Origin of the sequence: Thalassolituus maritimus (assembly GCF_900156675.1) — a bacterium.
GTDB classification, from domain to species: domain Bacteria; phylum Pseudomonadota; class Gammaproteobacteria; order Pseudomonadales; family Oceanobacteraceae; genus Thalassolituus; species Thalassolituus maritimus.
Map to the genome: position 1 here is coordinate 259,208 of NZ_FTOH01000003.1, position 24,657 is coordinate 283,864.

The 24,657-nt window shown below is 52.8% G+C and carries 18 protein-coding genes; 5 read left to right on the forward strand and 13 right to left on the reverse strand.

Features of this window, described 5'->3' with window-relative positions:
* Positions 1 to 8: 8 nt before the first annotated feature.
* The 4 genes from purE to BW941_RS06125 all read right to left on the reverse strand — a co-directional run bounded on the left by purE (position 9) and on the right by BW941_RS06125 (position 5,126).
* Positions 9 to 503 carry a 5-(carboxyamino)imidazole ribonucleotide mutase gene (gene purE, locus BW941_RS06110; RefSeq protein WP_068437450.1) on the reverse strand — a complete coding sequence of 165 codons (495 nt, stop codon included), beginning with the start codon at positions 501 to 503 and terminating at the stop codon, positions 9 to 11.
* A 160-nt stretch (positions 504 to 663) separates the two neighbouring features.
* Complete coding sequence (locus tag BW941_RS06115; protein WP_076514744.1) at positions 664 to 2,493, reverse strand: long-chain-acyl-CoA synthetase; 1,830 nt, start codon at positions 2,491 to 2,493, stop codon at positions 664 to 666.
* A gap of 107 nt (positions 2,494 to 2,600) precedes the next feature.
* Positions 2,601 to 3,812 (reverse strand): acyl-CoA dehydrogenase family protein, encoded by a 1,212-nt coding sequence (locus tag BW941_RS06120; RefSeq protein WP_217693573.1) that lies wholly within the window; start codon positions 3,810 to 3,812, stop codon positions 2,601 to 2,603.
* Between the two features lie 12 nt (positions 3,813 to 3,824).
* A complete protein-coding gene (locus BW941_RS06125; RefSeq protein WP_076514745.1) occupies positions 3,825 to 5,126 on the reverse strand; it encodes an acyl-CoA dehydrogenase family protein in 1,302 nt (433 codons plus the stop codon).
* Between the two features lie 205 nt (positions 5,127 to 5,331).
* Here BW941_RS06125 and yaaA point away from each other — a divergent pair, with 205 nt between their 5' ends.
* Positions 5,332 to 6,120: a peroxide stress protein YaaA gene (gene yaaA / locus BW941_RS06130; protein WP_076514746.1), complete on the forward strand. Its 789-nt coding sequence runs from the start codon at positions 5,332 to 5,334 to the stop codon at positions 6,118 to 6,120.
* Positions 6,113 to 6,709 carry a YajG family lipoprotein gene (locus BW941_RS06135; RefSeq protein WP_076514747.1) on the forward strand — a complete coding sequence of 199 codons (597 nt, stop codon included), beginning with the start codon at positions 6,113 to 6,115 and terminating at the stop codon, positions 6,707 to 6,709. Before yaaA ends, BW941_RS06135 begins: the two co-directional genes overlap by 8 nt.
* Positions 6,710 to 6,797: 88 nt before the next feature.
* On the opposite strand, the gene BW941_RS06140 is transcribed toward BW941_RS06135, so the two are convergent.
* On the reverse strand, positions 6,798 to 7,979 hold the full coding sequence (locus BW941_RS06140; protein ID WP_068437466.1) for a pyridoxal phosphate-dependent aminotransferase: 1,182 nt from the start codon (positions 7,977 to 7,979) through the stop codon (positions 6,798 to 6,800).
* A gap of 111 nt (positions 7,980 to 8,090) precedes the next feature.
* Here BW941_RS06140 and uvrB point away from each other — a divergent pair, with 111 nt between their 5' ends.
* Positions 8,091 to 10,124, forward strand: a complete 2,034-nt coding sequence (uvrB, locus tag BW941_RS06145; RefSeq protein ID WP_076514748.1) for an excinuclease ABC subunit UvrB — start codon at positions 8,091 to 8,093, stop codon at positions 10,122 to 10,124.
* A gap of 83 nt (positions 10,125 to 10,207) precedes the next feature.
* Here the strand turns inward: uvrB and BW941_RS06150 are convergent, their stop codons facing one another.
* Positions 10,208 to 10,603 carry an MAPEG family protein gene (locus BW941_RS06150; RefSeq protein ID WP_076514749.1) on the reverse strand — a complete coding sequence of 132 codons (396 nt, stop codon included), beginning with the start codon at positions 10,601 to 10,603 and terminating at the stop codon, positions 10,208 to 10,210.
* A 166-nt stretch (positions 10,604 to 10,769) separates the two neighbouring features.
* Here BW941_RS06150 and BW941_RS06155 point away from each other — a divergent pair, with 166 nt between their 5' ends.
* Complete coding sequence (locus tag BW941_RS06155) at positions 10,770 to 11,321, forward strand: RNA polymerase sigma factor (RefSeq protein ID WP_076514750.1); 552 nt, start codon at positions 10,770 to 10,772, stop codon at positions 11,319 to 11,321.
* 74 nt (positions 11,322 to 11,395) lie between these two features.
* Here the strand turns inward: BW941_RS06155 and BW941_RS06160 are convergent, their stop codons facing one another.
* From BW941_RS06160 to BW941_RS06185, 6 genes are all read right to left on the reverse strand, one after another.
* On the reverse strand, positions 11,396 to 16,288 hold the full coding sequence (locus BW941_RS06160) for an ATP-binding protein (RefSeq protein ID WP_076514751.1): 4,893 nt from the start codon (positions 16,286 to 16,288) through the stop codon (positions 11,396 to 11,398).
* Positions 16,289 to 16,428: 140 nt separating this feature from the next.
* Positions 16,429 to 17,640: a beta-ketoacyl-ACP synthase I gene (fabB, locus tag BW941_RS06165; RefSeq protein WP_076514752.1), complete on the reverse strand. Its 1,212-nt coding sequence runs from the start codon at positions 17,638 to 17,640 to the stop codon at positions 16,429 to 16,431.
* Positions 17,641 to 17,791: 151 nt separating this feature from the next.
* Positions 17,792 to 18,550, reverse strand: a complete 759-nt coding sequence (locus BW941_RS06170; RefSeq protein WP_068441671.1) for a phosphatase PAP2 family protein — start codon at positions 18,548 to 18,550, stop codon at positions 17,792 to 17,794.
* Complete coding sequence (locus tag BW941_RS06175) at positions 18,547 to 20,109, reverse strand: ArnT family glycosyltransferase (RefSeq protein WP_068441674.1); 1,563 nt, start codon at positions 20,107 to 20,109, stop codon at positions 18,547 to 18,549. The genes BW941_RS06170 and BW941_RS06175 overlap by 4 nt, the downstream gene beginning before the upstream one ends.
* Before the next feature lie 7 nt (positions 20,110 to 20,116).
* Positions 20,117 to 21,187: a glycosyltransferase family 2 protein gene (locus BW941_RS06180; RefSeq protein ID WP_245820056.1), complete on the reverse strand. Its 1,071-nt coding sequence runs from the start codon at positions 21,185 to 21,187 to the stop codon at positions 20,117 to 20,119.
* Positions 21,188 to 21,282: 95 nt separating this feature from the next.
* A complete protein-coding gene (locus BW941_RS06185) occupies positions 21,283 to 22,197 on the reverse strand; it encodes a lysylphosphatidylglycerol synthase transmembrane domain-containing protein (RefSeq protein WP_217693574.1) in 915 nt (304 codons plus the stop codon).
* Between the two features lie 181 nt (positions 22,198 to 22,378).
* On the opposite strand from BW941_RS06185, the gene waaC reads away from it, so the two are divergent.
* The gene (gene waaC, locus BW941_RS06190; RefSeq protein ID WP_076514753.1) at positions 22,379 to 23,401 is read left to right on the forward strand and encodes a lipopolysaccharide heptosyltransferase I; all 1,023 of its coding nucleotides are present in this window, start codon (positions 22,379 to 22,381) and stop codon (positions 23,399 to 23,401) included.
* 41 nt (positions 23,402 to 23,442) lie between these two features.
* On the opposite strand, the gene BW941_RS06195 is transcribed toward waaC, so the two are convergent.
* Complete coding sequence (locus BW941_RS06195; RefSeq protein ID WP_175607871.1) at positions 23,443 to 24,519, reverse strand: AraC family transcriptional regulator; 1,077 nt, start codon at positions 24,517 to 24,519, stop codon at positions 23,443 to 23,445.
* Between the last annotated feature and the right edge of the window lie 138 nt (positions 24,520 to 24,657).

Genomic DNA, 24,657 nt, shown 5'->3' on the forward strand with positions numbered 1-24,657 from the left:
TGCTGCGGTTATTCAATAATTCGTGGGTCTGGCTGTGATAATACGGTGTTCTTCTGAGTTTCGCGGAACTCATCAACACGCTTCATCAGGTCAGCGTCTGAGGTGGCCAGAATCTGTGCGGCCAGCAGACCTGCGTTTTTCGCGCCTGCATCACCGATGGCCAGTGTACCAACGGCTACGCCGCCTGGCATCTGAGCGATGGAGAGCAGTGAGTCAATGCCGTTCAGGGCGCGGGATTTTACCGGTACACCCAATACTGGCAGTGAGGTCTGGGATGCTGCCATGCCCGGCAGGTGCGCTGCGCCGCCTGCGCCCGCGATGATGACCTTGAGGCCACGCTCGTGTGCGGTTTTTGCGTAGTCAAACAGCAGGTCGGGGGTGCGGTGCGCCGAAACGACTTTGACTTCGTAGTCTACGCCCAGCAGGTCCAACATATCGGCTGCGTGCTTCATGGTGGGCCAGTCGCTCTTGGAGCCCATGATAATTCCGACAGGTACTGTCATGTCTTGTGTCCTCATGTTTGCGGCGTAACTTCGCGCAAGCGTGCAAAGAAAGCGGCGAATTCTACCACAAGGGGGCGGGGATGGGGGAAAGGTTCAGGCGTTAAGAAGGGGATGCCAGTGCAGAATGACTGCACTGGCAATGACGATAACCGTCAGATGATCAGAGGCTGAGTTCACCTGCGTCGATTTTCGCTTCGGTATCGCTGGTCAGCTCGGTGTAATCGCTGTCTTTGCCAACGATCACATACACTGGCTCATCGCCCACTTTATCGAGGTGGTAGGCTTCTTTCTTGAGCTCCACTTTACGATATTTGAAGGTGCCGGTGACTTCCTGCTGCTCGCGCACGCGGATGAATACCGGAATCTCGTAAGCAGGCATCTTCTCACGAACGTGCTTAGACAACGCCGCCCAGTCGAACTCTTCCAGAGGGACAGATGGCGTAATGGTTGCCATGCCCGCACGACCATCGGTGTGAGGGATCTGAACACCGTATACAACGGCGTGCTCGATGCTGTCGAGTTCCATCAGGATGGATTCAACTTCTGTGGTGGCGACGTTTTCGCCTTTCCAGCGGAAGGTATCACCCAGGCGGTCTGCGAAGGATACGTGCTTGTAACCCTGGTTATTCACCAGGTCACCGGTGTTAAACCAGCAGTCGTCCTTCTTGAAGACGTTGCGCAGCAGTTTGCTGTTGGTGGCGTCTTCGTCGGTGTAGCCTTCAAACGGTTGCTTGTCGTTCACCTCGGTGATCAGCAGGCCGCTATCGCCTGGTTGCACCGGAATCATAAAGCCTTTGTCATCACGCAGTGGTGCGTCTTCTTCGATGTCGTACTTAACGATGTTGTACGAAAGAGGGCAGAAACCCGCGGTTTTATCGAGGTTAAAGGCGTTGGTGAATACCAGATTACACTCGGATGCACCGTAGAACTCATTGATGTGATCAATGTTGAAACGGTTTTTAAACTGCATCCAGATGTCCGGGCGCAGACCGTTACCTACACAAACACGGATCTTGTGCTGGGAGTCAGACGGCTTGGCCGGCGCATTCAGCAGGTAGCGGCACAGCTCGCCGATGTAGCAGAAGCCCGTGGCGTTGTGGTGACGGATGTCGTCCCAGAAACGTGACACTGAGAACTTACGCGCAATCGCCATACAGGCGCCTGACCCCAGAACTGCAGCCATGGATACAGTCAGTGCGTTGTTGTGGTACAGCGGCAGAGACACATAAAGAATGTCTTTGCTGCTCATGTTCATGGACGCCAGACCCATGCCCGCCAGTGACTTGAACCAGCGATAGTGGCTCATCACGGAGGCTTTTGGCAGGCCGGTGGTACCGGAGGTGAAAATGTAATAGCACGGCTGGTGCATTTTCACTTTTTTGGTGGAATCTGGGTTTTTGTCCGACTGGCCTTCGATGGCCGTCAGGATGTTGGTGTAATGCTCAGGGCATGCAGTTTCGCCGGTGTCACGCAGATAGTGCAGTGACTTCAGCGAAGCGTCATCGAGATCACCTTCGACCGTCTTAACGTTCTCCAGCATCTCTTCCCCAACGATGATCATCTTTGGCTTTACCAACGTCAGGCTGTGCAGCAGTACGTCGCCACGCTGACTGGTGTTGATCATGGAGGCAATGGCACCGAGCTTGACGATGGCCAGTACAGAAATCAGGGTTTCCGGGCGGTTCTCAAGAACCACGGCTACCACATCACCGCTGCCGATGCCCTGAGAGGTCAGATAATGCGCGATCTGGTTCGCTTTACGGTTGACCTGATCATAGGTGTAAGTCACATCTTCGTAGCGGATAGCGATGTGTTCTGGGCGCTGGCGTGCGTGTTTCTCCAGCAGAAGTCCGATTGATTTCTCTTTCTCAGGTTTGCTGGTTGCCAGCTCATACACACCTTTCAGCTTGATCGGAATGCTTGTGGCCTGGCTTGCCAATTGCGTCAGAATATTCGGCAGTGAAACCAGTTTTTCATTGTATTGAGTCATACGGGTAAGAGTCTCGCTCGAAAGTCCGGAGTGCGACGTTACCGGAAAATTATCATTATTAATACAGCAACGGGGCGCCAGGCCCCGTGCTTAGTTTGTCGTACAGATTACTTCAGTTCGGCGGATGACTTGCCGAGCAGGCGACGAGCAACAATCAGTTGCTGGATCTGCTGTGTGCCTTCGAAGATGTCGAGAATCTTCGAGTCACGTGACCACTTCTCAAGCAGTTCGTCTTCGCCATAACCCAGCATGCCAAGCATCTCGACACAGCCAAGGGTAATTTCGTTCGCAGTACGACCAGCCTTAGCTTTCGACATGGATGCTTCTTTAGAGTTCGGCATACCGTTGTCGGCCATCCATGCAGCTTTGAGAGTCAGCAGGCGCGCTGCTTCCCATTCTGCTTCATAGCGATACAGTTTGGCTTCGAGTTGTGAGGCCAGTTTGTAAGGCGTGCGGTAATCGGCTTTTACTTTGAGCTGCTTGAGCAGTTCGCGGGTGCGGTCGATAGAGGCCTTAGCCACACCAATCGCCATGGCCGCAACGACCGGGCGGGTATTGTCGAAGGTCTGCATGACACCGGCAAAGCCTTTCTCAACGTTAACCTCTGGATCACCCAGCAGGTTGCTCACTGGAATGCGGCAATCGGTGAAAGTGATCGCAGCGGTGTCAGACGCTTTAATACCCAGCTTCTTCTCAAGACGGACAACTTCCATGCCCGGCGTACCTTTCTCGACGATGAATGACTTAATCGCCGCACGGCCAAGAGAGCGGTCAACGCTCGCCCAGACCACAACGCAGTCAGCGCGCTCACCTGAGGTGACATAGATTTTTTCACCGTTGATGATGTACTCGTCGCCATCACGAATCGCAGTGGTACGAACGGCTGCAGAGTCAGAACCGAAACCTGGTTCAGTAATGGCCATCGCTGCCCACTTACCACCGAAACGTGCAAACTGCTCGTCGTCGGCAACTGCTGCAATCGCGGCGTTACCCAGGCCCTGACGTGGCAATGTCAGAGACAGGCCAACGTCACCCCAGCACAGCTCCGCCAGAGACAGTACTGTCGACATGTTGGTGCCGTTCTGGATGCCTTCTTTCTTCGGGCCGTTATCCTGCTTCAGTTTGCCAGCACCGGCGCCTTCGCCTGTGGTGCCGTCGTTCATGCCGTCCATGATGGAGGCCAGCATGTCCAGTTCGACTGGGTAAGCGTGCTCAGAACGGTCGTACTTACGCGATACCGGACGGAAAACACTCGCCGCTACCTGGTGTGCCTGGTTAACAAGGGCACGGAATTTTTTCGGATTTTCTAAATTAATCATCTGTGCTTCTCCTTACAGGTGCATGCCGCCGTTGATGCAGGCCAGAACCCGCAGATCACGATACCAGCGCTCAGCTGGGTGTTCTTTGGTGAAACCATGGCCACCCAGCAGCTGAACTGCGTTGGTGCCGATTTCCATGGCTTTTTCAGAACACAGGATGTGTGCAAGGTAGGCTTCGCGGTGGAATGGCTTGCCAGCTTCAGCAAGTGCCGCTGCGCGCCAGACCATCAGGCGCATAGATTCGAGTTCGATACCGATATTCGCAACCATAAAGGCTACGGCCTGACGGTGAGAAATCGGCTCGCCGAAGGCCTCACGCTCATTCACGTATGGAATCAGGTAATCGAGCGCTGCCTGACAGGCACCGATGGCCAGTGCACACCAGTGCAGTTGGCCGAGATCCATAAAGGCTTCAAAGTTAAAGCTGTCATCGCCGAGCAGGGCATCCGGGCCGAGCAGTACTTTGTCGAGAGTCAGTGTGCCCGTTGCGGTAGCGCGCAGGCCCATGGCCGGTGCTGCCTGCCACTGAACGCCTGGTGCATCACCCGGAACAATAAACAGACGGTTACGGCGCTTGTAGCGCGCTGCCACCAGATACATTGACGCTTCGCCGCCAAATGGTACCAGGCTTTTAACCCCTGAGATGGTGTATCCGGCTTTGGTTTTCTTCGCTTTTGCAGACAGTTTTGCCGGATCAAACAGTGGGGCAGGTTCCTGTACCGCAATCGCTGCTTTAACAGGCGTTTCTGCCAGGTATTCAGGCAGGTACTTTTCTTTCTGCTTCTGGTTGCCCCATTTAACGATGGCATTTGCGACTGCAACGGGGGCCAGTGTGGCGTAGGCCAGTGAGAAGTCGCCCCAGGCGAGTTCTTCAGCAATGATGGCGTTGGTGGTCGGGCTGTAGCTCTGAGCCGCGCCGCCCATGCTTTCTGGCACTGAGAAGTAGTTCAGGCCGAGGTCCATGATGTCCTGCAGGTAGGTTTCCGGCAGTTTCATGTCTTCGTTGGCATCGTGCGCCAGACCGCGGACAACTTCTTCTGCGTATGAACGCACGGTGTCTTTAATCATCTGCTGTTCTTCTGACAGGGTCAGGTCGAACAGGCCAGCCGTGCTCGGCTCTGGCAGCATTTTAGGATCTTCGGATTTCTTAGCTTTCTTCTTTGCCACCATCTGACCGATGACTTCGAAGCCTTTCTTGGTGCCTGCGTAGGCCAGCTTTTCTGCCGGACGGCGGAGCTTGTACTTCTTGGCGAACTCACTGCCAGAAAAGCGTACCGCCAGACCTAAGCCCAGCCCCTGAATATCTTTTGCCATTTTTAACACCTCTTGATGACTCGTTTGAGGAAACACGACAGAGTGAATTTATCCTGTGTCAGCCATTCTCACATCTTTATTACAGTGGCTGCATTGGCAGCCCTGACCGGACATAACGGGCCGGAATGCCAAAACACAGGGCACGTTTGGGAGTTACGCGGGCACAAGGTATCATGACCGCAACCAATATCTGCTGAGGATCGACATGCTTACATTGCTTTCACCCGCCAAGACTCTGGATTTTGAGACACCGCCGGTTACGGATCAGCACAGTCTGCCAGATTATCTGGATGATTCGGCTGAGTTGATCGATGTATTGCGTAAGTATTCTCCGGACGAAATCGGCGCTTTAATGAAGCTGAGCCCTAAATTGTCTGAGCTGAACGTGCAGCGTTACAGTGACTGGAAGATTCCTTTTCCTGAAGGGGAATCAAAAGCCGCTGTGCTGGCGTTTAAAGGGGACGTTTATACCGGCCTCGATGCCGACAACATGAGCAAAGACGACCTGGATTACGCACAGGGTCACCTACGTATTCTTTCAGGTTTGTATGGTTTGCTGCGTCCGCTGGATCTGATTCTGCCGTATCGCCTTGAGATGGGTACGAAACTTGGCAATGATCGCGGCAAAGATCTTTATGCTTTCTGGGGCGACAAGATCACCGACGCTCTGAATGAACTCACAGAGCAATCTGGTATCAATACCATCGTGAACCTGGCGTCGAACGAGTACTTTAAGTCGGTGAAGCCGAAGGCGTTAAAAGCAGACCTGATCACGCCAGTGTTTCGTGATGAGAAAAACGGTAAGTACAAAATTATCAGCTTTTATGCGAAAAAAGCGCGTGGCCTGATGGCGGCGTACCAGATCACTCAGCGTATTGATAACCCTGAAGATCTGAAGAAATTTGATGTGGCGGGCTATCGCTTTTCTGAAGAAGAATCGACCGCCACAGAGTGGGTATTTAAACGTGCAGAGAAGGATGTACCGAATGCGTAAGAGCGTTCTGACTTTGCTGGCCAGCACTGTGCTGGCCACCGGCCTGACGGGGTGTGTTCTGGCTCCGCAGACCATTGAACTGAGCGAGAATTATGAGATCGAGCAGCCCGCTGCATCGGTGTCCCGTGGTGCCTTGATCCGTGTGGTCGACAACCGCGAAGAAATCAGCCCTGACGAGCGTCAGTCGCTTGGTAGTCGTGGTGGACGTCTGGCCGAAAACTCTCCTTTGTATGTTCAGGATGAACTGTCGGCAGTGCTGACGCGTCGTCTGCAGGACAGCATGACGCAGCTCGGGTTCGGCGGTGAAAGCCCGCTTGATCCGGTGAAGCTTGAGCTGGCGGTGAATCGTTTCCGTTACAGCTGTAATGAAGGTTTTCTGGTCACAGCCTGCAGTGTCAGTATCCGATTCAATATGACGGTACTGGATGGTAATACGACGTTCACTAAGCCGTATGGTCTGAGCGAATCGCGTCGTGTTGCTGCGGCACCGGTGAAAGAATACAACGAAAAATGGGTAAACGATGTACTCGACCGTCTATGGGAATACATCTTCAGCGACCCAGAGCTACGCGAATATCTGGGCGTTTAAGCTCATTGCTGAACTGGCAGTTCTACCAATAAAAAAGCCCGCATAAGCGGGCTTTTCTATGAGCGTTGCTAACTGATTGGTTGAGCAATTAGCTCAACGCTTTACTCAGTCGGGCTACGGCATCACGCAGAGTATTCATGCTGGTCGCGAACGACAGGCGCATATAACCCGGTGTACCGAAGGCTGAGCCAGGAACCAGAGCAACGCCTGCATCGCTGAGAAGCTTTTCTGCAAACTCAACGTCGTCCGTAATGCCCAGTTTTTCCATAGCGCCTTTCACGCAAGGGTAGGCATAGAAAGCACCATCGCCTGGGATACAGGTGATGCCCGGAATACCGTTCAGTGCATCAACGATGTAATCGTGACGCTCTTTAAATGCGGTGACCATAGGCGTCACGCAATCACGGCCGCCACGCAGTGCTGCTTCTGCAGCAACCTGAGAGATAGACGCAGGGTTAGACGTACTCTGTGACTGAATTTTCTTCATCGCGCCGATCAGTTTAGCCGGACCTGCCGCGTAGCCGATGCGCCAGCCAGTCATGCTGTAGGCTTTGGAGACACCGTTCAGAACGATAGTGCGCTCGTACAGGTCTGGGTTGGCAGTAACGATATTTTCGAAACCAAAGTCAGCCCACCAGATGTACTCGTACATGTCGTCAGTTGCGATCAGTACGTCTGGGTATTTACGCAGAACGTCGCCAAGAGCAATAAATTCATCTTTGGTATATGCCACACCAGATGGGTTTGATGGGCTGTTCAGTACCACCAGACGGGTTTTGTCTGTGATGGCCGCGTCCAGCTGCTCTGGGGTAATTTTGAAACGAGTCGATTCATCGGTCTCGATGATGACGGGCTCGCCTTCCGCTATTTTGACCATGTCTGGGTAAGATACCCAGTAAGGCGCTGGAATCACGACTTCGTCACCTGGGTTGATCAGCGCGAGAGCCATGTTGAAGAAACTCTGCTTACCACCACAGGAAACCAGAATTTGGTTCGGTTCGTAACTGAGGCCATTGTCTGCTTTCAGCTTGTCGATAATGGCAGACTTGAGACCGGGGGTACCGTCAACGGCTGTGTACTTGGTGAAGCCCTTATCGATAGCTTCTGCAGCCGCTGCTTTGATGTGGTCCGGAGTATCAAAATCCGGTTCGCCAGCACCGAGCCCGATAATGTCTTTGCCTTCCGCTCGTAACTCTGCTGCACGGTTGGTCACCGCCAGGGTCGGGGATGGCTTGATCAGTTGAACGCGATCAGACAATTTAAGATCCAATGTACTTTCCTCTAGCACGGCCACGATGTGTGCCTAAAAAATAGCGGGCCTCAAAATAGGCCCTAAAACAACGTATAATCTTACTGGATTTAGACGTTAACTGGAATCCTCATGAGTAAGCCATTCGAGCTGTCATCCAAATATTCGCCCGCCGGCGACCAGCCAAAAGCTATTGATGGCCTTGTGAAAGGCGTCGATGCCGGCCTGCTCAAACAAACTTTGCTGGGTGTAACGGGCTCTGGTAAGACCTACACCATGGCCAACGTGATTGCCCGGTGTGGGCGTCCGGCCATCATAATGGCTCACAATAAAACATTAGCAGCGCAGTTGTACGGGGAATTTAAAGAGTTCTTCCCGAATAACTCCGTTGAGTACTTCGTGTCGTACTACGACTACTACCAGCCAGAAGCCTATGTCCCGTCGTCTGATACTTTCATTGATAAAGACGCTTCGGTGAACGAGCACATTGAGCAGATGCGTCTGTCTGCGACTAAGGCACTCATGGAGCGCCGCGACGCCATTATCGTCTGCACCGTGTCGGCTATTTATGGTCTGGGTGATCCTGATTCTTACCTTAAGATGATGTTGCACCTTGTGCGCGGTGATCAGGTCAATCAACGTGACATTCTGCGCAGACTGGCGGAGTTGCAGTACACCCGTAATGACGCAGACTTCCATCGCGGTACGTATCGTGTGCGCGGTGAGGTGATCGATATCTTCCCAGCGGAAAGCGATGATGAAGCCATTCGTGTGGAGTTATTTGATGATGAGGTCGAGCAGTTAAGCACCTTCGATCCACTGACTGGCCAGATCTACAGCCGCCTGGCGCGTGTCACTGTGTACCCGAAAACGCACTATGTGACGCCGCGTGAGAAGATCCTGGATGCCATTGAAGGTATTAAGGAAGAGCTGAAAGAGCGCCTTGAGTACTACCGCAAAGAGAATCTTCTGGTAGAAGCGCAACGACTTGAGCAGCGCACTAAGTACGATCTTGAGATGATGCAGGAACTTGGGTACTGCTCAGGCATCGAGAACTACTCCCGATATCTGTCGGGGCGCGCAGCAGGCGATGCGCCGCCGACCTTGTTTGATTATATTCCCAACGATGCCTTGGTATTCGTGGATGAGTCCCACGTGACGATTCCACAGATTGGCGGTATGTACCGGGGTGACCGCTCTCGTAAAGAAACTCTGGTTCAGTTCGGTTTCCGTTTGCCATCGGCACTGGACAACCGACCTATGCGTTTTGAAGAGTGGGAATCGATTGTGCCGCAGTGCATATTTGTTTCTGCGACGCCGGGGCCGTATGAAAAAGATCATCAGGACAACGTGGTCGAGCAGGTAGTTCGTCCGACCGGGCTGGTGGACCCTGAAATTGAAATTCGCCCGGCCACCGGTCAGGTGGATGACTCACTCCATGAAATCCATCAGCGGGTTGAGAAGGGCGAGCGGATTCTGATTACCGTACTGACGAAGCGGATGGCCGAAGACCTGACCGAGTTCCTGCATGAACAGCAGGTTCGCGTGCGGTATCTGCACAGTGATATTGATACGGTTGAGCGGGTTGAGATCATTCGCGATCTGCGCTTAGGTGAGTTCGATGTGCTGGTGGGGATTAACCTGCTGCGGGAAGGTCTGGATATTCCGGAAGTTTCTCTGGTTGCTATTTTTGATGCCGATAAAGAAGGCTTCCTGCGTTCTGAGCGTTCTCTGATTCAGACCATTGGTCGGGCGGCGCGTAACCTGAACGGTAAAGCGATTCTGTACGCCGACCGTGTGACCGACTCAATGCAGCGGGCAATGGACGAAACTGAACGCCGTCGTGAGAAGCAGCTCGCCTTTAATGAAGAGCATGGTATTACACCGAAAGGTGTTATGAAATCAGTCGAAGATATTCTTGAGGCTGCTCCGCCTCCGGGTAAAAAAGGCAAGCAGCGAGGACGTGCTCGTCAGCAGGTGGCAGAGAAAGAAGCAGGCTATTCGGCGGACGACTGGCAGCACCTGAATGCAGCGGAACTTGGTAAACGTATATCCAAAATTGAGGACGATATGTTTAAAGCTGCGAAGGATCTGAACTTTGAAGAGGCGGCCAAACTGCGTGACCTGCTGCACTCAATGAAAGAGAAAATGATCCAGAATAGCTGAGTGGGTTCTTCTCACTGCTTGAATCAAAAAGCCCTCTGTCTGTACAGAGGGCTTTTTAGTGCTTAGGCAAAGGTTGTGCGCTATCAGGCAGTCACGATGCCTGTGAAGATAACAAACAGGGCAACGATACCAGTGTCCCAGACCAGAGTACGGACTACAGGAATGCCCGCCGCATAGATCACAGGGTAAACAATACGTGCTGCGGCAAACACAATTGAGCCCCAAATGGTCAGGCCGTTTGAAACCTCGGTTTGCGCTGCGACCAGAACCAGAGCGACAAAGATGAAACCTGTTTCAATATTGTTGCTGACAATCCGGTTGAAGCGTTGTGCCAGAGGGCTTTCCTCAGCGGGTGCTTCATCACGGTTGCTCATAAAGTACGATATCCCATACGCTTTCATTGCAATGGTGGCCTGAATTAACAGAACAATCAGGCAAGTCATCGCAAACGTCAGCAGTGACATCATTTCGGTCGTCATTCGGGTTTCTCCTGTAGAAAAATAGTCAAACTTCTATAAAACTAGGCCGCTGTGCTCGTAATGAGGTGACAGTCTGGCGGTAGGTCTCTATAAGAGGCGGCTGGATTCAAAAAGGATTCACCAGCGAGTAAAAATATTTCACTGAAAGGGATAAGGAGTTGATTCGGTGACTATTAAGGGAATTCAGGATGCGGTTATTGAACGTGCTCAGGCGGGTGATGATAAGGCCTTATCTGAGCTGCTGCAGGCAGTTCGTCCGAATGTACATAACTACGCAATGAAGCACTGTGTGATTAATGACGTCGATGATGCCGTGCAGGAAGTATTGATCACTGTATCGCGCCGCTTGGACAGTCTTAAAATTGTGGCTGCATTGTCATCATGGCTGTTTACGACAACCCGCCGCGAGTGTCGCAGGTTAGGGCGTGTTGCCTTTGATTTCGACCCGCATGGTGATGGTACCGCCCTGGAGTGGTTGAACACGACGTCAGAGCAGGATCAATTGATCGACCTGACGCGGGCTATCCGTGATCTCCCCGATATATATCGCGAAGTGCTGCTGATGAAGGATTATGAACAGCTGACTAATCGTGAAATCGCGGATAAAACAGGGCAGTCAGTCGCGGCAGTTAAGAGCCGTCTGCACCGGGCGAGAACCATGGTCAGAGATCAGCTCTTGCAGGAGACCAGTAACCTGAGCAACGAAGCCTATCAATAAAAAGAACACATAAAAAAGCCCGCAATTGCGGGCTTTTTTATTAACTGAGCTGATCACAAGTGTGAGACGAGCGATCAGGCCTCAGCGACAGGTTTCACAACGAAGAGCAGGTCGCCCTGATTCACTTGCTGACCATCCGTGTTCATAACACGAGTTACCTTAAATTTCTGTTTAGCCGGATAGAGCTGACTGCCAGCACGGTTAAACTGTTTAAGGCTCAGCGGTGTGAACATTTTCATGGCTTCCATCAGACATAGGGTCTGAGAAACATCAATTACGTCGCCTTCTTTCACAAAGGCAGGCTCGCTCGGAGATGATGAACCATAGAAAATACTGGTCGACGGTGACAGTACTTTCAGTTCGTCTGAGCCTTCAATTTTGAGCTGTGAGGCGTCGACGGCATCTGCGTTCATGTCTGCCGCGTCTTCGATATCTTTAATCAGTGCATCGAGATCGATCCGGTCCAGGAATTTCGGCAGGTAGGTTGTATCGTAAACGCCATCAACAAATACGTTGTCGTCCAGCACGCGCTTGAGAAGCGGGATGTTGGTGCATACGCCGGTGATTTTTACTTCATCCAGGTACTTACGCAATTTTGCGATGGTGTCGTTACGGTCTTCGCCATAACAGATGATCTGCGCGACCATGCTGTCGTAGAACGGCGATACCTGTTTGCCTGCTGCAGCCATCGAAATCAATTCGATGTGGTCGTATTTCGGTAATACACATTCGCGGATCGTTCCTGGTGTTGGAACAAACTCCACGTCATCGCCTTTGAATACGGCTTTTTCGGCGTTGATACGAACTTCAATGGCGTAGCCTTTGTGATCTGGTTTCAGATCAGCGATATCACCACCTTCCGCAATACGGAACTGAGTCGAGACAATGTCGATACCAGAAACCAGTTCGGTCACAGGGTGTTCTACCTGAAGACGGGTGTTCATCTCCATGAAGTAGATCGCCATATTGTCGAGGTCGAAAATAAACTCAACGGTACCGGCGCCAACATAGTCGACAGCGTCTGCCAGTTTTTCTGCGTAATCGTAAGCACCTTGCTCCAGCTCGCGCGGCAGCATGGTAGAGCCTGACTCTTCGAAAATTTTCTGGTTATTACGCTGAACGGAGCAGTCACGCAGGCCAAGGATTTTGGTGTTGCCCTGAGAGTCACGCAGAACCTGAACCTCAATGTGGCGCAGAGACGTCACATATTTCTCGAGGTAAACATCACCATTACCAAAGGCGGCTTTTGCTTCGGTAGAAATCTGGTGGAACAGGGCGTGAATGCGGTCTGCTGATTCAACAACCTGAATACCTTTACCACCACCACCGTGTACGGCTTTAAGCAGTACCGGGTAGCCAATTTCATCTGCAACGCTCGCGGCATTCGCGGAGCTGGTCAGAATACCGTGAGAGCCGGGGACAACAGGCACGTTAACGCGCATCGCGGTGTTAATGGCGTTCGATTTGTTACCCATGGTTTCCATTGAGGAGACCGGTGGGCCAACAAAATTAATGTCGTGGTTGCCACAGAGAGCAGCGAACTGGCTGCTTTCTGACAGGAAACCAATCCCCGGGTGCAGTGCATCAACACCTTCGTGATGCGCAATGCGCAAGACAGACTTCGCGTTGAGATAACTTTCATCCGGTGTGTTACCACCAATACAGACAACGCGATCCTGTGGCCCAAGCATATCAACAGGTACGGATTCCATATCCGGATCAGACTGGATCAGTACGACTTTAATGTCGTTTTCCTGTGCCTTACGGATCAGCTTGACAGCGGTACAGCCACGAGCGTGGACCATGACCTTGTCGATCTTACCGTATTTTTTCTGGCTGACTTCGTCTTCGGCGGTCAGTGGTGCCATGCGGGCCGCAGAGACATAACCTTCAAGGACGCGTTCGAGTACGTCGTTAACGCTGTAGCGTGCCACCGGCATATCCGGGTCAATTTCGCGCAGGCGTTCATCGAGATCGTCGAAGAATGGGTTCGAAACCAGTCCGTCCATTGAATCTGAAGACACGGATAAATAGTTCGACAGAGTGCAGGTACTTGGCAGGTAACTAGGGACAACGATCTGCCCAGCGAACGGCATATTTGTACCTGAGAAATAATAGGTCTGCGCCAGCGGGTGCGTTACGAAACTCGCCTGAGCACCACCAGTACAATCGCCAAAACCAAAGACCACCAGAGGCAGGTCATTGTCGCGAACAAAGCGGGTAATACGGTCGTTAACAACAGCCATTGAGAAGAGCGCCGCTGCACCTTCTTTAGTTTGCATGCCGCCGGAGGATACGAAGCAAACGACAGGCAATTGCTGACGTGCACACTCGACCATCAACTTGCAGAATTTCTCGGCACTGGCCATATCAAACGCGCCAGCCTGGAAATCCAGGTTCGATACCAGCGCACCGACGCGCTGTGTCTTGCCACCGATATTAATATCCGCCAGGCCTGTGATAACACCACATGGCTGAATATTATTTTTCAGTGCTTTTTCGATAGAAGAACGGAAACCCGGAAAAGCCACTGGGTCTGCCGACATCAGGTTGGCATTGATCTCTTCGAAGTTATCAAAGAAACGCTCAATAATGGCCTTCGGTGATGTGCGCTTCTGACGTTTGGTGTCGTCGAGTACGTCCTGAATCAGCAGGTCGTGATAGGCCATGGTCAGACGGTTCCAGAAATCTTTACGACGACCGATGCTGACTGGGTTGATGCGGCCGTTATAGCTCTTTCCTGATTGCTCTGCGTTGTAGTACTCAGGCAGAAGCTTCTCGAAAATAAACGTGATCACCACGAAGAGAGTTTCTGACAAACGCGGGAACGCGAGCTTTTTCCATTCTTCGACAGACTTCAGGAATTCACCGCTCTGCGAACTCTTGATGAAATAGCTGAGCCAGTAATTGAAGGACTCGAGCTCCTTCATGGTGTAGCTTTCGCCTTTGGTCGCTTCCGACAGAGATTTATCCAACAGTGCTTTCACAGAATCACGAGAAAGCGCACGGTTGTTGTTCGCTTCTTTCGCGACGCTGACCAGGTTATGGATAAAGTTGTCGTAGAGGCTGCCAAACACCAGCATGTTCTGGCAAACGTGACGGAATTCTTCGCGCAGTTCGTCATGCAGAATGGCATCCAGAATCGTGATGTCTGGGTTGGCCGGGTTCTGAATATTTTCCTGACGGAACTGAATATAAGGCGCTAGCGCTTCTTCAATAATTCTGCGGTTGGCTTCCGTCGCTTGTGTTTCTTCGTTGTTGCACAGAGCTTCTGAACGTGTCGAGAGCTTCAGTTCGGCACGGATACTTTCTGGCAGTAGTTCGTCTGAAAGAATGGTGTTTAACGCAGTGGCCAGAGACTGACGCAGTGTCCCTTTTCCTTTTTCGGCGTTGCGTTCGGAGGTCAGCTCCTGACGGGTTTCGTGTGGTAACTGCTCACGAATATAAGCCGCCAGTGGGTGCGGATTGTCTTCAATAAAATCGGCAACGGCGCTGGCATCGAGAATATCGGACGAGCGCAGCAAAAAGCGGCTCTGGCGATAATCTTCAAGGTAATTAAGCAGGCCCTGGAAATTAACCGCGGCATCAGATTTCCAGCGGTTAAACAGGTACAGACCGAAATTAAAGCAGAGGTCCTGCTTTGCTTTCAGGTAGTTATTCTTTGGCTCACCCAGAAAGAGACGGACGATGGTATTACGGCTTTCGTCACGTTCTTCGTACTTCGCCCAGAAGTTTTTCCAGCTTTTTTGCAGGCCATCGTCGTAAACGATTTTCTCAGGCGCCTGTAGCCATTTCTGGAACTTACGGTTCTGCTCATTCTGGATGCGTTGCTCCAGCTGACCCGCTGGAATTTCTTTATCCGCAAGGCGGCCGTAGTTCTCAACCGTGGTGGAGTGAATACGACGACGCAGAGTCAGGTAGCGCGTATAGCGATAGCACAGACCGAAGATGTTGATGTGTTCGGTCGGGCTCTGAGCAAGGAAGAAATTCGCGTTATTCTCAAGCGTTGACAGTTTTTCTGATGGGTTCAGGAAACGATCAATACTGCGCTTGTAGTGATCCATCAGGTAAGGGTTGTTGCGCGTAAATTCCTTCGCACCTTCTTCGATGGATTGAATACCACTGGTAATTGCACGCAGCAGATTTGCACGCTTTTCATCGGCATCGGTCGGTGCGTAATCGATGATGCCATCAATCACGCCGGATTCACGCAGCTGGTAGCCCGACACGCCGACGTATTTTGCACACTCCTGCCATGACAGGTTGTACTTACGTGCGATGCTGGCAAGACCCTGCGGCTGAATCGTATTGAAAATACCATCGCGTACTGACAGCAGAATATTGGTTGCGGCCAGAGGAATAGCGCCGCCTGAGTAACCCGCGCCCCAGATAATACCGATGGTCGGTACATCGTTGTTCACCATTTCGGTGATCAGGTGGCTGATTGAGTGCGCCTGGTTATTGGCATTGGCCAACTCACCAGCGTCGGCTCCAGGTGTGTCGATAAAGGTGATGATCGGCATCGCACGACTGGCGTAATTCTTTGCCTGTTGTGCCGCACGGTTGTGATGAATCGGCCCCCACGCGCCATTGGAGTGGGAGCGGTTCTGGCAGATAAAGCCAACACGGCGAATCTGACCACCGAAATCGAGATCAGCTTCAGCGCAGTACAGTGGCCCGTCTTCGACTTCTGAGACTACACGAACAACGAGATGCTGAACGATACTCTTTGCGTCAGTGCGCTGAGGATTTTCGCTGGGTGCAACGACGCTCTGAATGTAGTCGTCGATGTTGAGCTTTCTCAGTCGATCCAGCTCAATAGCGCATTGCTGAGGAGCAATCAGGCCTTTAACTTTGTGATCAACCGCGTTGTCTTCATACTCGGGAAAAAGCGAGAAGTCCGCCGATAATTTTTCGGCGATCTGAAATAACGGGTCCGTATGATTCGGTAATTCTTGTTGTGTCATGCGTTGTATTCCGTTGGTCATTTTCAGGCGTTTCACTGAACCCGATGTCACTGGGTTACATGCCTGACTTTTTTAGTTTTTATGCCCCATTAAGTAAGCTCCGGTATCCCGGATAGAGGTATGCCACGGTGATCCGCTTGTTACACCTTTTTAAATACCAGGGTGGCGTTTGTACCACCAAAGCCAAAGCTGTTTGACATGATCGTCGTCAAACTGGCATCGCGGTTTTCGGTAACAAGCGGCACGTCCGCCGCGCCCGGATCGCGTTCAGTCACGTTCGCGCTTCCGGTGATAAAGCCGTCTTTCTGCATTAACAGGCAGTAGATAGCTTCCTGAACACCCGCCGCTCCAAGAGAGTGGCCAGTCAGAGATTTGGTTGAGCTGAAAGGGGGCACGTTGCCACTAAAGGCACGCTTAACAGCGTCAAGCTCGCAAATATCACCCGCTGGCGTACTGGTGCCATGGGTGTTCAGATAATCGATGTTCGGGTTGCCGGCCATTTCCAGAGCATCGCGCATGCAACGCTCGGCGCCTTCGCCTGAAGGAGCAACCATGTCAGCGCCGTCAGAGGTCGCGCCATAGCCTATGATTTCGGCATAAATCGTCGCGCCACGTTTGACCGCGTGTTCGTATTCTTCAAGAACGACCATGCCCGCACCGCCGGCAATAACAAAGCCATCGCGAGTCGCATCGTAAGGGCGGGAGGCCTTGTCCGGGGTGTCGTTGTACTTGGTCGAAAGGGCGCCCATCGCATCAAACTGCATGGTCAGCGTCCAGTGTTCTTCTTCACCGCCGCCAGCGAACATAATGTCCTGCTTACCCCACTGGATAAGCTCCATTGCATTACCGATACAATGGGCGCTGGTCGCACACGCGGAGGTAATGGAGTAGTTCACACCACGAATAGAAAATGGAGTGGCCAGGTTGGCCGATACGGTGCTGCCCATAGAGCGGGTCACACGGTATGGGCCTACACGACGGATGCCTTTTTCGCGCAGGGTGTCGACGGCTTCAACGATGTCGCTGGATGATGCACCGCCAGAACCTGCAATCAGGCCAGTACGCGGGCTGCTGACCATATCTTCGCTGAGGCCTGCATCTGCGATGGCTTCTTTCAGAGCAATGTAGGAGTAGGCAGCAGAGTCGCCCATGAAGCGGCGCTGCTTGCGATCGATATGATCATCTGGGTTTATTTGTGGTCTGCCAGCGATGTGGCTTCTGAAGCCCGCATCTTCGTATTCGGGGATGTAACGGATACCCGATGTCTGGCCTTTAAGGGAGGTCAGTACCTCTTCCTTATTGTTGCCGATGCAACTAACAATTCCTAACCCAGTGATAACGACGCGGCGCATTACGACTAAACCTTGCCTTCTGTTCTGATACCTTAAACACACGTGGAAGGCTCACGGACGCCTCCTCCCACAGAAGCCCATCACTATAAAGCACTGGGCGCCGGGAACAAATCAAAATGTGTGATTTCGGTGGAGAGGGGCCGGATTTGGCTCACTTGCGCAAAGCAGCGACTGTCTGACGCCAATATGTGGCAAGCGACAGTAGAGCAATGACAGCAGCAGCAACAGTAAGAATGCGGGTGTCGGGGTAGCGGCTGTCGTGAAATAACATAGTAACGCAGGTGATCGTCATCAGGCCCGCGGCGAAGCGTTCGAGCCCTTTCCCTTGCAGCCACCAGATCTCGTCAACCAGCTTTTGAGCGATCAGCGCAAAGATGAGGCCTGCGGCAGAACCGACCAGAATATCCAGCGGCCAGTGCGCGCCAACTGCCGCACGGCTGATTGCGGCAACCAGAGCGATCACGAGAAGCGCAATCGTCCCACTGATGCTTCGCATGTTGAGGGCGAGTAAACCAGCGGTCGCTAATGCAGTGAAGGAATGCCCGGACGGGAACGCGTGGTTCTTAACGACGGGGCCGATGACCTTGAAAACGTCGGCATCTAACACGGCAGGTGGACGCGGTATCTCGAGCAGGTTCTTCAGGCCATGAACGAACAGGGCGCCGATAATCAGCAGTACAAACCCGGAATTGAAAATATGCGGGTAACGGCTGGCCACAATCGCGATCACAGCAACGGCAAACAGGGTGTCTGCAACAAAGGTCATGTTGGCCCAGAAGGCATCTGGCAGAACGCCCGCGTTAGCGTTGAACCAGAGGAATATTTCCTGATTAGAGCCTTGCGAAGTTACGCCTGCTGCCAGAACAAGCAGCAGCATGGCGAGACTGATGAGCAGCGTATCTGTCTTCATTCGGTCGCTTCACTTTCCGGTTGGCCGCCGCTGTGGCGAATAATCATGATCGGGCCTGACTGATATAAAACATCAAAGGGATGTTCAATGCGTTTCACTCTGTCTTCACGGGCGAAGCCGACTTCGCCTGGTTCCAGACGACGACGCTCAGTCCAGGTGTCGAGATAAACGTTAAAGCTTGGCATGTCGATTGATTGCGTGACTACCGGCTCGCCCAGCTCTTTGGCAAACATTGCGGCGTCCCAAACCGGACGCTGCTGGGTTTCACTGAAGGTCGGGATAAACAGGAACCAAAGCAGAACAGACTGCACGACGCCCGCCATAACCAGGCCAAACCATGGGCTGAAACGCTTCCAGAAAATCAGAGCCAGCGCCGCGATCGTTCCCAGAGCCGCCAGAATCACAAAATCATTATTAAAGTACTCCGCTGCTCGCTGCGCAGTGGCGATCTCAATGGGGTTGGTCAGGCGTGCCTCTACAATCGGGATCAGCAGAGGGAAGGCGACCATAAGGCCAAACAGGATCAGTGGGAAAAGGGCGGCCAGAAGGCGACTCTGTAGCCAGTTACGATAACGTGCCATCAGAATAACCAGAGGTGTTACCCCATAGAGTATGTAGTGCGGCAACTTAGTACTGGCGAGGCTGAATAAGACAAGTACAACAAGGAACCAGATCCACAGGAAGCGGTTCAGATGGTCGCCGCCTGTCAGTGTGGTTTTGATGGACGGCAGTATGCGCAGCAGAAGGCCACCAAAAGGGGCGAGCACGAAAGGCAGTACCATAGGGTAAAACAGAAGCCCGCCATCGTGTCCTTCCATGGCGTTATTGAAACGGTTGACGTTGTGCTTCATAAAGAAGCCGTCGATAAACTCCTGACCATGAATCTGATACGCCGCGATATACCATGGGGCTGCGATCAGCAGGAATATGATCCAGCCGGGAATGTAAAAAATCGCGCGCAGGAATTCCTGTCGGTAGCCACTGCTCAGGTAGAACAGACCTCCCGCCATAAACGGAATAGCAACCGCCACTGGGCCTTTGGTGAGTGTGCCGAGTGCCATGAGTACATAGATCCCAATCAGCAGGCCGCGAGATGGCGCCTGAGAATAGAGATACATGGCCAGCATGGTGGTGGCCAGGATCATGTTGAGCAGGCCGTCAGCCGTAGCAACGTGGGTAATGGCATTGATGCCTGCAGCGGTCGCTGCCATAAGCGCGGCGGCAATGGCGGTCTGCTGGTCTGTTACTTTGCGGGTAAAGGCAAAAATCGCAAGCACCCACAGAATGCCTGCCAGAGCTGATGGCAGTCGGAATACCCAGACATCGGTGCCGAAGGCTGCGACAGAGGCGGCCTGGAGCCAGTAAATCAGAATGGGTTTATCGAAACGGATGCGATCATTGAGGTAAGTGGTGATGAAATCACCACGCTCGAACATTCCCCGTGTCGCTTCGCTGAATGCGCCTTCGTCATGGTCAAACAGCAGGAAGCCGTTGAGGTTCATAGTCATCAGGACGATGACAAACCCCAGCAGCCAGAGAGGCAGTGCAGTGCGGCTCATAAAGAAATCAACTGGTGGATGAATTCGTTGTCTCGGAAGCGCCCGTGTCGGATGCCTGCGCTGTTGTGTTGGCTTCAGCCCAGTCGTCTTCACCTGCTGGTACTTCATCGTCTCTGTGGTAGATGACGTACTGTTCGCGTTTCGAAGATTCGAAGTAAGTACGCGAGATCAGCTCTGAGAGTACACCGGTTGTCAGGAACTGCAGCGAAGCAATCAGGAAGACCACAGCAATCAGGAAGAGTGGTCGGCCCCCTATATCTTCGCCCATCGCGAATTTAACAATCGCGAGGTACACCAGCAGCAAAGAGCTCACAGAGCCGAGCGCCAGGCCGATAGAGCCGAAGAAGTGACCCGGGCGGGCTCGGTAGCGCATAAAGAAGTAGACAGACAGCAGATCCAGGATCACCCGGAAAGTACGTGAGATACCGTACTTCGACTCGCCTGCGGTCCGCGCGTTGTGATTAACAACAATTTCACCGATGCGGCTTGGTGGCACAACCGCAGCTACCCAGGCTGGGATAAAGCGGTGCATTTCACCGTAGAGGCGCACCTGCTTGATAACAGACGACTTGTAGATTTTCAGAGAGCAGCCGTAGTCATTGATACGCACGCCGGTGATCTTGCCGATCAGGCGATTTGCAATGCGAGATGGAATCTTACGCAGGAACAGGTCGTCCTTACGGTTTTTACGCCAGCCAGTAAGCAGATCGAGGTCGCGCTCAATCAGGTGGTCGACCATGCGTGGAATATCATTCGGGTCATTCTGCAGGTCACCGTCCAGGGTAGCGATCAGGTCGCCGCGGGCTTCATCGATGCCCGCCTGCATGGCTGCGGTCTGGCCGAAGTTACGGCGCAGTTCGATCACACGGACATGGCGGCCGTAGTCGTCGGCTTCGCGTTGCAGGGCCTGAGGCGTGCCGTCAGTCGAGCCGTCGTCGACGACCAGTAGCTCCCACTTACCTTCGTAAGTAGACAGAGCATTATGAACCGCTTCCACCATTGGTTTTGCATTTTCTATTTCGTTATACATAGGAATAACGATGGAGAGAGATGGCTTGGCGTTTTTTGCCTCAGTCAAGGGAGATACCACGCTTAGTCTTTAGAAAGTCGTGCGCGATGATACCGGAAACTCGTACCCGGTAAAATAACCGCGTCCCTCAGAATTCCGGGACTTCAGTGCTTAATAACCGAACGCTGAGTTGCAAGCGTCAGTAAGCCAGTAAGGATAAATGTACTGCCGAGCACGAACAGGTGCAGGTTTACGGCTGCTGCGAGAGCTGGACCGCTCTCAATCCCCCAGGGCAGGAGGCCAGCCAGTACGCCTGCTTCATAGGTGCCTGCGCCTGCTAATCCGTGGATGGGCAATACCGAGCTGAGCTCGCCTGTCGTCGCACCACTCCAGCTGGCGCTGAGCGTGAGGCCAGTGAAGGCACTGAGTAGCCAGCTGAACACGGCGAGTTTTACCACCCAGTTGATGATGGTCCAGAGTAGGGCACGGATAAAGGTAAAGGGGTTGTCGGGCAGCGCCGTCATCAGTTCAAGTGCTTTGGCTTTCCAGCCCTCGCCTGATTGCAGATGCTTGCGGACGGTCTCCTGTAAAATCAGCGCGAGCAGAGGGGCCGCGAGTACCGCGCCTGCCAGTGCGTAGCGGACTTCTGATCCCCAGGGCATCAGGCTTTGCAGGCTGATAAACGCCAGAGCCAGCAAAACATAAAGGTCGAGCAGTCTTAGCCAGAGCAAAGCAGGACCGGAATGACGGTAAGGAACCTGATACTGCTGTTTCATTAATAGCGGGAAGGTTGCTTCACCGCTGCGCATCGGCAGGAGATTGTTAAAAAAGTTATGCAGGACGGTGATTCGTAAGAGTGGGGCAAACTGCCCTTTGGTGTAGCTGCCGAAGAAATCGTAGAAGCGCAGCGCACGCAGCAGGTAGCTCACCAGCATCAATGACAGTGCAATGCCCAGTTGGCGTGGTTCAATTGCTTGCCAGCTCTCAGCTATCCTAGCCCATCCATAGTGTGCCTCTACCAGCCAGATAAGACCAAAGAGTAGGGCCGTACCCAGCCAGAATTTCCACGAAGTCAGCACGAGAAGAAGTGTCCTGTAATGAAGCTGGCGCGTATTCTCTATGTTGAGCACCATCGTGGCAATACCGCTTAAAAACCACGTCTGCTATTCGCACCTGTTGTGCATTGCGCCATTCCGCTACAATCTGGCGATCATAGCGCCTGAAGGGTCAGGCTGACTGCTCGTTGTTGGAGAAATTCAGTTGAAAGTTCTGTTGGTAAAAACATCGTCTCTTGGAGATGTCTTTCATACGCTTCCTGCGGTGCAGGATGCGTTCCGGCAGGTGCCTGATATTGAATTTCACTGGGTGGTTGAAGAAGGTTTCAGCGAAGTGCCTGAGTGGCATCCAGCAGTCACGCGCGTTATTCCTGTAGCGTGGCGGCGTTGGCGTAAGTCGTTAAAAGATCCGGCCGTGCGCGCAGAAATGAAAGCCTTCTATCGCTCTATCCGCGAGGAAAAATACGATCTGGTGCTGGATGCCCAGGGCTTGATTAAAAGTGCTGTGTTTACTCGTCTGGCGCGCGGCACTAAAGCTGGTCTTGACCGCGCGAGCTTGAGAGAACCTTTGGCAGCGCTAGCTTATAAACGTCGCATTCGTGTGCCTAAGGGCCAGCACGCTATTTTACGGACGCGTCAGTTATTTGCCCGCGCACTGAATTATCGCCTGCCTGAGCAGCTGGCTTACGGTATTGATAAGTCACGGTGGGAACGCCCGGATATCGAAGGTGAGTATTGGGTATTTCTTCATGGAACAACTTGGGTAACCAAGCTCTGGCCCGAGACCTATTGGCGTTCGCTGGCTGAACTTGGCGTAGCTCAGGGGAAGAAAGTGGTCTTGCTCTGGGGCAATGATGAAGAGCGCGAACGGGCAGAGCGTATTGTTGATGGCATTGATGGTGCTCAGGTTCTTCCCCGTATGCCGTTGAACGAGGTCAGTGCCTGGCTTGCCTATGCCGAAGGCGTCGTCGGTGTGGATTCTGGTTTGTCTCATCTTGCTGCGGCAATGGAGACAGGCATGATCGCTATTTTCGGATCAACCGATGCGACACTGACAGGCGTGCTTGGGCCGCATTGTGAAATCATTAAGAGTGAGCTGGAATGTGCTCCGTGTCGTTCTAAACAATGCTTGTTGAACGAGCCCGGCGACATCCAGCCGCCATGCTATCGGGAAATTACCCCTCAGCGCGTGAAAGATCAGTTACTGATACAAATCAGCGAGGCCTGAAAAAGGCCCCGCTAATTTTTGTTTTGCTGTCAGCTACTGATTCAGGCGCTACGGGCCTGGCGGCTAGACGGCTCCATTGAGGAGTTCACCTCACGGCGACGGAATTCACCCGGCGAGATGCCTGTCCAGGTTTTGAAGCGACGTTGGAAGGAGCGTGGCTCTGTAAAGCCCAGTCGCAGGGCTATGTCGGACACTGACCATTCCTTTGTTGTCAGCCAGTCCTGAGAGAGTTCGAGTCGGAGTTCGTCGAGGATCTGCTGATAAGAAGATTCAGCCTCCAGAAGACGTCGCTGCAGAGTTCGTTCAGACATGCCCAGCTGGCTGGCGACGCGCTCACGTCGAGGGATCGTCCTCTCCATCATGCTCTGAAGGGTAGAGCGCACCTGAATTACAACAGGATCACACTGCTGCAGCTCCTGGTGTTGCTTTTCTGCCTGCTCCTGCAGGGTTTTGAGCAGTGTTGGATCGGGATGGCGAATCGGCAGGTCCATCAGTGATGCGTCAAACTCCATTACGTTTACTCCTGAATCAAAGATCAGTTCACAGCGGAAGTACTCTTGATATCGTTCAAGTGTCTCCGCCGGTGGGGCTTTGTGTTCGAAATAGATTCTTATCGGTGCGATATCGTCCCGGCCGGTCACCCAGCGGGCGTATTCCACTGTGGTAGCCAGATATTCATCAATCAGGTGAGGGCGGACCAGTGGGTCGCGGCAATAACAGTTCCAGCGCACTGAAACTATGTGCTCACCCTCAGCGAGATCTGTTGTGCCCAGGTTGCCGATCAGAGCCTCGTAACGCGGAACCAGCCGAAAGGCTTCGCCGCCACTCTGACAGTTCATGATCAGATAACCGACCAGACCGAATGCGCCGGGCGCGACATATCTGGCACTTTTGAAACCAAACTCTGGATCGGCTGCCTTAGTGATCATCCAGCGCATCATGGCTTCGAAATCACAGGCCTCTACTCTGGCCAGGCGATTGTCCAGCACTCCGTGATTAACAGAGCATGCGTTGAGTACATCGGTAGGCGCTATACCGTAGTCCTGCGCAGTGCGCAGAAACAAACGAACGAACGCCGACGACACTGTGCCGGGGACATAATTATTATTCTTATTCATAAGCTCTTCCATGTATCTGGAACATTCTGTGTCAGAACCGCACCTAAGGGTCGATCAGCAGAAACATAGGATGATCGTTATACTGATTTAACGCTTCGTGTGCGGCAAGCACATGTGTGTTACAGAATGTTAGTGCTC

Coding starts and splice junctions, on each gene's coding strand:
- purE (WP_068437450.1), bottom strand. CDS start 503: ATGACAGTACCTGTCGGAATTATCATGGGCTCCAAGAGCGACTGGCCC.
- BW941_RS06115 (WP_076514744.1), bottom strand. CDS start 2,493: ATGACTCAATACAATGAAAAACTGGTTTCACTGCCGAATATTCTGACG.
- BW941_RS06120 (WP_217693573.1), bottom strand. CDS start 3,812: ATGATTAATTTAGAAAATCCGAAAAAATTCCGTGCCCTTGTTAACCAG.
- BW941_RS06125 (WP_076514745.1), bottom strand. CDS start 5,126: ATGGCAAAAGATATTCAGGGGCTGGGCTTAGGTCTGGCGGTACGCTTT.
- yaaA (WP_076514746.1), top strand. CDS start 5,332: ATGCTTACATTGCTTTCACCCGCCAAGACTCTGGATTTTGAGACACCG.
- BW941_RS06135 (WP_076514747.1), top strand. CDS start 6,113: ATGCGTAAGAGCGTTCTGACTTTGCTGGCCAGCACTGTGCTGGCCACC.
- uvrB (WP_076514748.1), top strand. CDS start 8,091: ATGAGTAAGCCATTCGAGCTGTCATCCAAATATTCGCCCGCCGGCGAC.
- BW941_RS06150 (WP_076514749.1), bottom strand. CDS start 10,603: ATGACGACCGAAATGATGTCACTGCTGACGTTTGCGATGACTTGCCTG.
- BW941_RS06160 (WP_076514751.1), bottom strand. CDS start 16,288: ATGACACAACAAGAATTACCGAATCATACGGACCCGTTATTTCAGATC.
- fabB (WP_076514752.1), bottom strand. CDS start 17,640: ATGCGCCGCGTCGTTATCACTGGGTTAGGAATTGTTAGTTGCATCGGC.
- BW941_RS06170 (WP_068441671.1), bottom strand. CDS start 18,550: ATGAAGACAGATACGCTGCTCATCAGTCTCGCCATGCTGCTGCTTGTT.
- BW941_RS06175 (WP_068441674.1), bottom strand. CDS start 20,109: ATGAGCCGCACTGCACTGCCTCTCTGGCTGCTGGGGTTTGTCATCGTC.
- BW941_RS06195 (WP_175607871.1), bottom strand. CDS start 24,519: ATGAATAAGAATAATAATTATGTCCCCGGCACAGTGTCGTCGGCGTTC.